Origin of the sequence: Fibrella aquatica (assembly GCF_041321135.1) — a bacterium.
Lineage (GTDB): Bacteria > Bacteroidota > Bacteroidia > Cytophagales > Spirosomataceae > Fibrella > Fibrella aquatica.
This window is the reverse complement of the sequence record NZ_JBGGWF010000002.1, coordinates 214,757-226,456: the sequence shown is the minus strand read 5'-3', so window position 1 is coordinate 226,456 and position 11,700 is coordinate 214,757. Positions and strand designations below refer to the sequence as shown.

The window sequence follows — 11,700 nt, the reverse complement described above, 5'->3', positions numbered from 1 at the left end:
TATCGGTGAGTTTGACCCTTTTCGGCCTTAGTTGGCGGCTACGGTCAAATTGACTCTGTCGGTCGTTTTTGGGGTCAGCGCGTTTAGGTTGATGCGGTAGATCGTATCGCCCCATTTACTGACGATACCCCGATCTTCGGGTGCGTCCAGTTTTACTTTCTCGACCGACGCCCGAAACTGTTTGGGATTGTACGTCACCACAAAATCACGGGCTTTCCCTCCCCTGGGCGCGTAATGAATCAGTAACTCGCCGGGTTTTCCCAGATCGGTTGGATAGCAGGTCATCAGATGCTGAGTGAGTTCAGTTGCTTTTTCCAGGTTGATCACGTCGTTGATCTGCACGTTCTTGCCTCGATTCAGCCGCACCGTGCGTTGCCAGTTTAGTACCCCCGCCTCTTTCGGATAGGCCTGCGAAATATCCAGGTCGAATTGTGTAAAGGAGTCAGCCTCTTTATAGGCGATGTTACGGGCTTTGAACTGTGGACCAGGTGGCTGATTTTGGCCGTTGATGGTGGGCAGGTTATGGTAATCCGAGCAGTTGTACCAGATCTCGTACCGCTTGCCGCTGAAGGTTTTACTCGTATACGTACCCCGGCCCACATCGATCAGCACCGGTTGACCATCGTAATACACCACATAGTTGCCAATGTCATTATGGTTATGACTCTCGTCGTTATGACCTCCCTTGGCGGCTACGTAAAAGCCATCGGTTGTTCCGGCCTTATCGCGGGCAGCAAATACCTGTAAATCAGGTAGCCATACATTTTTTGGCAACGGTAAACCCTGAGCAGCAGTCTGAAATTCGCTCTGCATGAACAGGGAATAGAAGTGTCGGAAGTAATGAAACTTACCAATGGTCCCCGTTTCCGGCTTTCGATAATAGGCTCCAAACCGCATCATATCGGGGTCGTTGATGGCTTTTCCGTACCGGTAAATCATCGTCGATGCCATGCCCGGTTGCGGATCAGCGTCGGCGAAATTCAGAAAATACCGGTCGCTGATCTGGGCGCGGTAGATAAAGCGACCCATGTTCCGAAATTTCTCATCGGCATAGACGTACGCAAACGCATCGTTGCTGGCTGTGTTAAGCAGGGCCACATTATCAAAAAGCGACGCGGCAGCCGCACCCCAGTAACTTGGCCCTTCATCGCAGCCACCATCGTTCGGGTACGGATTAACGAATTCATCCAGCACATCGAGCAGTTTGTACACCGAGGCAGCGCGCTTGTCGTCGTCTTTTTCGAGAAGCAACACCGCATTTAGCCAGTTCGAGCAAATCCAGGGATTCCAGTTGTTGGGTGCACGACCGGCGGCGGTTTTTGTCATCCAGCCGTGGGGTTGCGTCATTAGCGGCTGAAAAACCCGGTAATCGGTCTCGTTGTAGATACGTTTCCTGATCTGCGGCGAAACGGCATCCAGTTTATCACCCAGGTAGTAATCGACCCAGGCCAGGTACGTTGCCGTTTCGGCGGCAAACAAATCAACGAATGGTTTGGAGACGTCCATCAAACCAGCATAGGCTTTTGATTTGGGCAGGTGCGCTGGCACACCCCAGAACGATTCTTCGCAGATCGACCAGACCCCATCGATAATCTGGTCAGTAAAGCGGCCCTTATTTTCGTAGATCTCAGCCAGCAGTAACGTACCCAGCACTTCCCGTTTTTCGAAACTCACGAGTTGGTATTCGTCACGGTCGCCGGTGCGCCCGATCAGCAGCGATTTGGTGGCAGGAATGTAGGGCCATTTGTAGGTCAGGTACGTCTCCGCTTTTTTCAGGTACGCCTGCATCATAGCCTGATCGGCTTTGGCCCAGCCCGCCCGGTCCTGCCGTTTGGGGAAAGGTGCCCATTTTGCCTGTGCAATCAGGATTTTCTTCAGCTCTTCTTTCGAGAATTTCCCACTGAGCAGATTAGCTTCCTGCGCCTCGGCGGTAAAAAAGAGCAACCCGCAGAGCAGTGTAACAAGTATGGTTTTCATGGAACGATTGCGATCACAGCTTACACCAGGCCAAAGCGATTCGGGGTCACTCTCCTACTACCTAAAACAGGGAGCGGGTCAGGGCAAACAGGCTGTCTTGTCCGGGCAGTACAGTTGCGTCTCCCTGCTTGTATTTCTGACTGGCAATGGCTTTTACCGTTGTAAACTCGTCGAAATTTGGCGTTTTAATCTGCTGGAACGTCCACGGTTTTGTTTGATCGGCGTAAGGCAGCATCCAGAAATACGCTTTTTTCAGGCTTTTACCATCGGCGGTTTCGTAGTTCCAGAGATCAATGTTTACGTTTTCGGCTAGTTGAGCCAATCCAAAGAAACCTTTCAAATTCATGACCGAATAGCCCCAGGTCAGCGTGCGGGCGAGTTCGTGTGGCTGACTGCCATCTTCCTTCAGTTGACTTTGGATACGCTTCAGGGTTTTCTGTTCGATGATCTGTTTGGCCAGTCCTTTGTCGTCCAGAAAAAGCGCAATGGCCACCGCCTGCACGTCATAATAGGTGCCGTGGTTGTTGTGCTCATCTTCCTCGTCTTTTCCGATCGGGCTCATCATCATCCAGTCCAGAAACTGCCTGAACCAGCCTTGTAGCGCTGCATGTTCCTTGTTTGTCCACGCTTTCGACCCCTTCAGCAATTGTACCGCATCAACCAGTTTGGCAAACATGCGCGTGTCGATGAGGCCAATGCCGCGCCCTTCGGTGATGCCGGGAATCGCCTGCCCGTAGTTCAGGTTGGGGTTCATGTGGGTAGCCGGATTCAGGAACCAAACCCGCAACAGGTCTGCCGCCTTGCGAGCGTACTTCTCATCGTCTGAAAAATAGTAGGCTACGGCTAGTTGTTGCACCTCTTCGCACATCGCTTTCAGGTACGTTTCGTCCTGCACAGCATACCGTTCAGGGTTGATCTGTCCGTCTTTCCGAATGTAGGGCAGGCCGTTGGCTTTTGTCGAGTCGGGCCACCAGTATGGGCCTACGCTCATGTAATCGTGCTTGTCGCCGCTGGGGGGCATTTTTGTTTTCTCCACCACCGAATGCGCTGGCTTAGAAAGCAGCTTGTCGGCGTTGGCCAGCACCTTTTTTCGAGCCGCCAGCAGGGCGGCATTTCCCTGAGCAATCTGCGTTTTATTCGCCTGCAACAGCGCCCCGTTTAGCAGGAAAGTCGACGGCTTCTGGGCGGTAGCGCTTAATACGCAGACCAGCAGCAGGAAGCCAATTGATGATGCCAGTCGTATCATGATGCTGGGTAGTTTGGTGAGTGGTGTTAACTGCTTCGCGAGCTCGGTTGCTGACGCATAGCCCTTCGACAGGCTCAGGGTGACAATCCCACTCAAGGTCGTCACTTACATTCTTGAGTGAGATTGTCACCCTGAGCCTGTCGAAGGGCTATGCGTCAGCAACCGAGCTCACGAAGCAGCTAACCAGTTAGCCAGTCCTACTTCAGTTTAAGTCGCTTAATACTCACCGTCATCGTTTTAGCTGTATTGTTAACAGCGTTAACATAGACGTATGCGGCATACGTACCATCGGCTGACTTCACAAATGCACCCTGATCGACCGCCATGCCGAAGGCATAATCGGCTGAATTGACGAAGGTCGTTTGCTGAAGATCAATGTCGTCGATATAGACATCGAAGCCTGCGGTACCGCGCAGTTGCGCATCTTTTACATCCACGCGCTTGTCAATCAGCGTGCGGGGTTTGGCCAGACCAGTGGGTAACACCACATCGGTCAGGTACGTTGGGTTCGACGGCGCAACGATGGCGTGTCCGAAGGCAAAAGTGCTGATCGTTGGCCGATAGATGTACACAAAATCGATCTTGCTGGCCAGATTATTCGCTTCTACTTCTGCCTTCGTGTAAGCGGTCATATCCGCGAGTGACACATACGCTTTGGCTCCGTCGCCCAGCACAATCGACCGTTTCATGTCCATTCGGCTGATTCGGTAGCTTGGAGACTGGATGCTGACTTCTTTGCCAGTCGAGTTGGTGGCACTGAAGCGGAACGATACATCCTTGCCCTGCGAGTCGGCAGTTGGGTAGTAATAGTACCGCAACGTAATGGCCTTGTTGGTCGCCACATCGAGGATATTGGCCGTTGATACGGTTCCGTTCGTCAGCGTGTCCGTTGCCGTTTGTTTGGGCTGATCAACGCCTGTGCTCGGGTTGGTGTACCAGGAATTACGGCTAAAACCGGTCAATGGACCACCCGCCACAGAGGCTTCGGCCCGAACGTTTTTCAGATCACCTTCGGTGGTACCGATGGCATAGGCGAACTCGATACGGTCACCAACCAGTGCGGGTCCGGTCGTTTTTTTAAGCAGATCGTTTTGAAACGGTTCTGTTGGAGCAATTGCTTTTTTTTCGCAACCCGCAGTGAGCAGGGCGACAATAGCAACCGGAATGAGATAATGACGCATGGGTGGCTATTTTTGAAGAGTGACGGTAACAGTATACGTTTTGCGCACTTGCCGATTTCCCGAGACAACGGTGTAGGTCTTGGCTTCGGTAAAGTCAGTCCAGATGCCCATCGTGGGCTCAACAATGGCGTCGGTCACTACGCTGCAAATCGGCTTGAGCCGTTGCATATTGGTGCCAAACCGGGCAATAGCCGTCACCGTCAGCGCGGTTGTGTCGATCTTGGTCTGGCCACTGACCAGCACTGTGCGGTGGTCGGTACCCAGCAAATCGAACGAAGTCATGAATGACTGTGAGCGCTGAGTAATCAGCAAGCCATTGGCGTCAATTGGGTCTTCGCCGCCGCAGGCAAACAGGCCGGCAACAGTCAACAGACTCAGACAGATATAAAGGATTGATCGTTTCATGGAAAATGACGATTTCAGCTTAGAGCCAGGGAATGTTCTGGGTGATTTTTGGATTTACTTCAATCTCATTGTTCGGTATCTGGAAGATATAATACCGCTGGTAAGCACGCAGATCAGCATTGACGAATTCGTCGCGTATCCGCGTCCCTTGCGTATCGAACAACACCTGTCCGCTTGGTGCAGGCCAGATCTCCTCCGCTTTCTTCCAGCGGCGAATATCGAAGAAGCGGTGACCTTCGCCCACCAGTTCAATGATGCGCTCCTGCTCAATGGCTTTGAAGAACTCAGTTTTAGAGGCAAACTTAGCCGCATTCAACGCGGGCAGGTTACCCCGACGGCGTATACGGTTCAAGAGCGTAAAGAGCTCAGCAGTTGGTCCGCCGTTCACTTCATTTACTGCTTCGGCATACATCAGCCACACATCGGGCAGGCGCATCAGGTAAATATCCTGAGGTCCGTCGCTCCGGTTAATGCCGCCGGTCTGACGTACCCACTTGCGGAACACATAGCCCGCCGGTGCGCCGTCGTAGTTGATGGCCGTCACCCCGTCGCGGTTGCCAAACCGGAAAGGCAGACTGTCGCCGATAACGGTCAGGCCATCGGTTGAGAGCTGCACCATTTTCTGGCCATCCCAGACCATCGTAGCCCGCATGCGGTAATCACGCCCTTCATACGATTTTGGGTTGGTGGCGCTGTTTGTCAGCGTAGTGGTGCGGCTCAAAACCAGCGGCGGCGCAAAATCGCCGGTGCTGGTGAGCTGATAGCGGTTTGCCAGCCGGAACGTAGGTGCCACCCAAACCTGGCCAAAGCCCGTGTTCCGGTTCCCAAAATCACGCGACAACTCTTCGCCCTGGCTCAGCAGCGGGCCACCGAACTGCACCGAAAAGATAATCTCCCGATCATACTCGTTGAAATACTGGAACAGGTGCCAGTAGTTCGGGTTGTCGGCCGGACCGGGATCACCATTGCGGAAGAGTGGAATATTCAGGTCGATGATCTTCTTGAAATCAGCCGCAGCCGCTGTGAAATGCTTCTGTGCTTCGGCCGTATTGCCTTCACCCTTCATCCATGAGGCCCAGTACAAATTCACTTTGCCACTGTAGGCCCAAGCGGCTAGTTTAGAGGCCCGGCCCAGGTTATCGCCCGTATACACTTCGGGCAACGCAGCCGCAGCAAAGGCAAGGTCGGCCAGGATCGAGTCTTTCACGGCGGCGCGTGGCGTACGTGAGAGTGTGTAGGCTTCGGCGTTACCATTGAGCTTGTTCGTGAAATAAGGCACGTCGCCCCACAGATCGATCAGGCGGAAGTAGTTGATGGCGCGGAGAAAACGCGTTTCGGCTACCAGTCGGTCCATCAGAGCCAGATCGGCAGCGGCTGTTGTGGTGGCCCGCAGAATACCGATGTTACCCAGCACGTAGTTGGCCCGGTTGATGGTCCGGTAGCAATCGTTCCACAGAAAACCGAAGTTACCCGTTGAGCCGAGCGCACTTGGGCTATACGTACCTTGGTTATTGCTGGTGCCACGGGTATGCACAAACTCACCGGCTCCATCGAAATAGTAATCGCGGTCGAAGGTGCTTCGGTTGGCCTCGTAAACGCCATTTACGGCAGCACTTGCGTCGGCGGTGGTTTTCCAGAATAGGTCAGCCGACAGTTGGGTGGTGGGTACCTGATCGAGCAGATCCTCGGTACAGGCGGCTGACACCAGCACCATGCCCACCAGTAGATATAACTTATAGATTCGATTCATGATGAGAAGAAGTTGTCATTTGTGGTCATTATGCCGTTGGCGTCATTTGCTTCGCGTCATTAAGTTGTCATTTCGCCGGGGCGCGGAGCCTGCGCTGTCATTTATAGTCATTGGTGGTCATTTGCTTTGCGTCATTTTAGCAGAAACAGCTAATGACTACTTAATGACAGCTCAGCGTAATGACGCCAACGGCATAATGACCATTTTAATTAAAAGCTGAGATTCACGCCAAACGAGTATGATTTCAGCAGCGGAAATGGATCATCCTGATTATCAACCCCTGATACACTAGTGCTTTTCTCAGGATCGACGCCCCGGTATTTGGTGAAAGTCAGTAGGTTCTCGGCGGTGCCATACACGCGCAGTTTGCTTACCCCTACACGGCCCAGGTACTTGGCTGGAATGTTGTAACCGAACTGTATGTTTTTGAGGCGGACGTAGCTGAAATCGTCCAGCCAGAAGGTAGACTCGGCCTGGTTATTTCCGCCCGATCCTGTCAGGAGGCGTGGTAAAGTTGCCGACCGGTTATCGAGGTTCCAGGTATCATTCCAGTGGAAATCCTGGAAAGCATTACGCGCCGATGGAACGTTCACGTTGTTGAACGGCTCCAGCCAGAAGTCTTTCCGGCCGGTAGCTCCCTGCCAAAGCACACTCACGTCGAAACCACGCCAGTTCCCGAACAGGTTAACGCCATACGTACCCAACGGCTGATCGCGGTTGAACCGGGGCTGCGCTACCCGATCTTCATCGTTGACCTGCCCGTCGCCATTCATGTCTTTGTAGAGCACATCACCCGGCGAGAAGTACTGCCCCTGATACGGTGCATTGGCAATGTCTTCCCAGCTTTGGGCAATACCCGTAGCTACCCGGGTGTAGGCAAAGTGATAGGGCATGTTCAGGTACGTAAATCCTTTACCCAGAAACTCATTCCATTCCAGCAGTTTGTTCTTGTTCCAGGCCATGTTGACCGTCGCCCCTACGTTGGCATCCCGCACTTTGGCGCGGTAGGTGATATTTACCTCCATCCCGGTATTCCGCAGTTTACCGATGTTCACACGGGGCGCGTTGTAGCCCGACAGAAAAGTAGAGAGCGACGAAGGCCTAATCATGCCCGATGTCAGCTTGTTGTACACGTCGATATCAGACGTCAGACGGCCGCCGAAGAAAGCCAGATCAAGCCCTACGTTGGTGACGTTGGTTTGTTCCCACGAAAAATCTTCATTGATAATCTTGGCCGAACTGAACCCCTTCACAATTTTACCGTTCAGGATGTAGTTCGTCAGGTTGAAGATATCGCGCTGTTCGTATCGACCCACGCCGGAGTTATTACCCAGCTTACCAATCGACGCCCGGATTTTAGCTGAAGAGACCACCGAACTGAACCGCTTGAAAAACGGCTCCTCCGAGAAACGCCAGCCTACCGATGCCGACGGGAAAAAGCCATACTGGAATCCGGGCAAAAACTTGCTTGAGCCGTCGTAGCGGGCGTTTGCCTCAAAGAGATACTTATCATTGATAACATAGTTTAAGCGGCCAATAGCCGACCGCAGGCCCTCTGCATCGGAATTTCCACCGGCTGTTTGCGTAGTAGTTAGCGCCGCGTCGATTTCGCTCAACAGTGGGTTGATCCGCTCCAGGCGACTGGCCGACAGGTTGCGGTTGAACCAGTATTCTTCGGTGTAGGCACCAAGCAAGGTCAACTGGTGATTGCCAAACAACGTCTGATTGTACGTCACCCGGCCTTGAAGCAGCGTTTTATAACCCGAATTGACGGCGTTACTTACACCCGCACTTGGCGCTACCAACGTCCTCGAAAGCTGGTTCGTCTGGAAATTGAATACGTCGGTTGGGTCAGAATAACTCTTTGTGAACTGGTTGTAGTAACGTAATCCATAGTCGCCCCGGAAAGTCAGTCCTTTAATTGGGGTCCACTCACCGTACAGGTTCGCGTTTACTTCCTGCCGATCGCGCTCATTGTGGTTGATGTTCATGGCCGCCAGCATGTTGTAGGCCAGCGCATCTTCCCCATAAGCCATTGCCCCGCCATACTGGCCAGTTGTGGGATTTTGCGGAAGAATACCTGCTACCGCATAGCGAATATCGTAGCCAGCCGTTCCGTTGTAGGTAATCAGACCTTCTGAGTTAGCGTACGTCTGTTTCGACCATTGACCGTCCATTCGGATACCAACCTTGATGTTATCACTTAGCTTGTAATCCAGATTAAATCGCGTGTTATAGCGTTTGTAGTCATGGTTGATCAGCAAGCCCAGTTCATCGTATACACCGGCTGAGAGGTAGAAATTGGTCCGATCGTTACCGCCAGCCGCCGAAAGGTTGTGGGTCTGAATTCGACCGTTGTCGCGCAGCACTACATCCCACCAGTTGGTGCTTGGGTACTTGATAGGATCAACCAGACTTTTTGATAGCCAGTCCTCGACTGTACCGTACCGGAACGTCGTTGACGAAGCGCCGGCTGCCGAGGCGCGAAGGTGCATGGTCAGCGAACGGGCATAATCATCGAAGTAGTTGTAGAAGTTGGTTGGCTGCGACAGGCCATACGTACCTGAGTAGCTAATGAGCGGTTTTTTGTTGCCCGAACCGTTTTTGGTCGTAATCAGCACAACCCCGTTGGCAGCCCGCGAGCCATAAACCGATGCCGACGCCGCATCTTTCAGTACCGAGATACTAGCCACATCATTCATATCGATCCGGTTGATGTCTACATCAGGAATACCATCGACCACAATCAGCGGCCCCGAGTTATTGACCGTTCCCAGACCCCGAATAACCAGCGCCGCGCCGCTACGCCCCGCCTGACCGGTTGATTGCTGCACAGCCAGGCCAGGAATCAGCCCCGACAGACCCGACGATACGTTAGCCAGCGACCGACTCGCGATTTTATCATCGATGGTAATAGCGGCTACAGCTCCGGTGAGATTTTCTTTCTTTTGGGTACCATAGCCCACAACAATCACTTCGTTTAGTTGCTTGGTGTCGGCAGCCATCGACACATCGAGCGTTGTTTCGCTGGTAACGGCCACTTCCTTCGGCAGATACCCAATAGCCGACACAATCATGATTCCGCCACCGGTGGGCAGGTTAATCGTGAACCGTCCGTCGGCGTCGGAAGTGGTTCCGGTTCTGGCGTCTGATTTCAGCACGATGGTAGCACCGGGTAAGCCATCCCCTTTTTCGTCCAGAATCCGGCCGCTAAACTTGTAGGTTGCCGTTTGTCGGGCAGCCTGTCCACTGCCTGTTGGCGTGACCTGCGCTACAGCAAACTGAGGAGTCGACAGTAGGGCTACTGAGCAGCCCGTTGCCAATAATCCCAGCCTCCAGACGCGCAGTGTCGGATGTGATTGATACAGGTTTCGCATTGTTATTAACGTGTTTAACTGGTTTAGTCTATTCGATGTATGCGTACTATACGGGTAAACTTCGACAGGTACTGATGCACAGAGGCAACTCATTTCAACCCGTCGAGCAAGCCGTCATAGGCCGATTTTTTGGCGTACTGTTTGTCAAAAGGAAGTGGAAAATCGTTGCAGCTACACCAACCGGGAATCCAGCTATCGCCATCGCCCACATTCCAGGTGGTAATACCGTGCTGCTGTGATGTAGGAATCAGCGTTCGGTACGCCCGTACCACCGAAGCGTACTTCTGGCGTTGTTTCAGCGCATCAGCAGCGCTGAGAACGTACCCGGCTACTTTATTCTGGTTTACCCGAATATCCAGTTCCGACACGTGGATCAGTAGCCCCGTTGCAGCAACCTCCTTAAATAGATTCTCGATCAAAGCGTCGGTTAAGCCAATGTGGGTATGCATTTGCAGGCCCAGTCCGTCGAGCGGTATACCTCGTTTTTTGAAGTCTGCGGCCAACGCCAGGGTAGCGGCCAACCGCTTTGGACTATACTCGTGGCCATATTCATTGTAGAAAAGCTTCACAGATGGGTCAGCTTCACGCGCATAGCGAAACGCACGGGCTATATAATCCGGACCAAGCTTCGTCAGCCAGATGGATGGCCGCAAGGTTCCATCGTCAACAAAGGCTTCGTTGACCACATCCCAAGACGCAATACGACCCTTATAGTGACTTATTACGGTCTGAATATGGCTTTTAAACATGGCCTCCCAGGCCAGCGAGTCGCCCTGAAAGTTGGTTACCCAGGCGGGTAGTGACTGATGCCAGATTGCTACATGCCCATGCATCCGTTGCTTGTTCTGCTCGGCAAAGGCCAATAACTGGTCGCTGCCTGTCCAGTCGTAGCGGTCTTGAGCCGGGTGTACGTTTCCCATTTTCAGGTAGTTCTCGGCCGTGACGCTACTAAACTCAGTTTGGGCAATTTGGCGATAGGCCGAATTACTGCTCAACAGATTTGGGTTCAGGGCGGCCCCGATCGGAAACGGAAATTCAGCCCGCAGGGTCGTGGTCGCTACAGGTGGCTTTACCGGAGCTACCACCGCGGGTGTGGTTGCCGATTGGCAGGCAATCAGGATAACACCGGTCACGGCCATCACTGCCCCAAGAGTACTTCGGCCTCGCAGGTACGTTCTGATAAAAGCAGAATTCAGGTTTTTCATCGTCGTTGTACTACTCATTGATGAATCAGTTTGAGAGACAGGTGCGTATAGGCTGTCTTGCCGACAGGACAATAGTAGTTACCAGGAGACAATAAAATAATGGAATAGTATCAATTGGAGCGATGAATCCACCCTTTTGAACGTTCTGTCACCCGGCTGAACTATTTGTCCTCCTTGATGAACATTGTACGTAACCAGTAAAAAACCAGACGATACTAAACTTGCAGTATCAAAACCAGAACGCCACGAACGTGAAAAAAGACAGAAGTACGCTGACCATCGCTGAGGTCGGATCGGTGATGCTGATCGTGAGTTTACTGGTCTACATGCTGTCGATTATGCTGTGAGGGGTGATATGGTGAAGGGTGAAGGGTGAAGGGTGATGTGGTGAAGGGTGATATGGTGAAGGGTGAAAGGTGAAGGGTGATGTAATGAAGGGTGAAGAGTTTCACCAGGTGCAATGGATGCGTTGCTAATCAACGTACCCCTTTACCACATCACCCTTCACCCCTTCACCCTTCACCCCTTCACCCTTCACCCCTTCACCCTTCACCCTTCA

General features: G+C 52.7%; 8 protein-coding genes. 1 reads left to right on the top strand and 7 read right to left on the bottom strand.

The features are described 5' to 3' along the window. Window positions 1–27: 27 nt before the first annotated feature. The 7 genes from ACAW87_RS04835 to ACAW87_RS04805 form a co-directional block, all read right to left on the bottom strand. Window positions 28–1,977, bottom strand: a complete 1,950-nt coding sequence (locus tag ACAW87_RS04835) for a heparinase II/III domain-containing protein (protein ID WP_370722027.1) — start codon at window positions 1,975–1,977, stop codon at window positions 28–30. Window positions 1,978–2,038: 61 nt separating this feature from the next. Then, on the bottom strand, window positions 2,039–3,223 hold the full coding sequence (locus ACAW87_RS04830; protein ID WP_370722026.1) for an alginate lyase family protein: 1,185 nt from the start codon (window positions 3,221–3,223) through the stop codon (window positions 2,039–2,041). A gap of 197 nt (window positions 3,224–3,420) precedes the next feature. Further along, window positions 3,421–4,404, bottom strand: a complete 984-nt coding sequence (locus ACAW87_RS04825) for a DUF4466 family protein (protein ID WP_370722025.1) — start codon at window positions 4,402–4,404, stop codon at window positions 3,421–3,423. A 6-nt stretch (window positions 4,405–4,410) separates the two neighbouring features. Beyond that, window positions 4,411–4,809, bottom strand: a complete 399-nt coding sequence (locus ACAW87_RS04820; RefSeq protein ID WP_370722024.1) for an SGBP N-terminal domain-containing protein — start codon at window positions 4,807–4,809, stop codon at window positions 4,411–4,413. Between the two features lie 19 nt (window positions 4,810–4,828). Next, window positions 4,829–6,559 (bottom strand): RagB/SusD family nutrient uptake outer membrane protein, encoded by a 1,731-nt coding sequence (locus ACAW87_RS04815; protein WP_370722023.1) that lies wholly within the window; start codon window positions 6,557–6,559, stop codon window positions 4,829–4,831. Window positions 6,560–6,768: 209 nt separating this feature from the next. Further along, the gene (locus ACAW87_RS04810) at window positions 6,769–9,936 is read right to left on the bottom strand and encodes a SusC/RagA family TonB-linked outer membrane protein (RefSeq protein WP_370722022.1); all 3,168 of its coding nucleotides are present in this window, start codon (window positions 9,934–9,936) and stop codon (window positions 6,769–6,771) included. Window positions 9,937–10,025: 89 nt separating this feature from the next. Beyond that, window positions 10,026–11,159, bottom strand: coding sequence for an endo-1,4-beta-xylanase (locus ACAW87_RS04805; protein ID WP_370722021.1), 1,134 nt, complete (start codon window positions 11,157–11,159; stop codon window positions 10,026–10,028). Between the two features lie 203 nt (window positions 11,160–11,362). Here ACAW87_RS04805 and ACAW87_RS04800 point away from each other — a divergent pair, with 203 nt between their 5' ends. After that, complete coding sequence (locus ACAW87_RS04800) at window positions 11,363–11,488, top strand: hypothetical protein (RefSeq protein ID WP_370722020.1); 126 nt, start codon at window positions 11,363–11,365, stop codon at window positions 11,486–11,488. Window positions 11,489–11,700 lie beyond the last annotated feature (212 nt).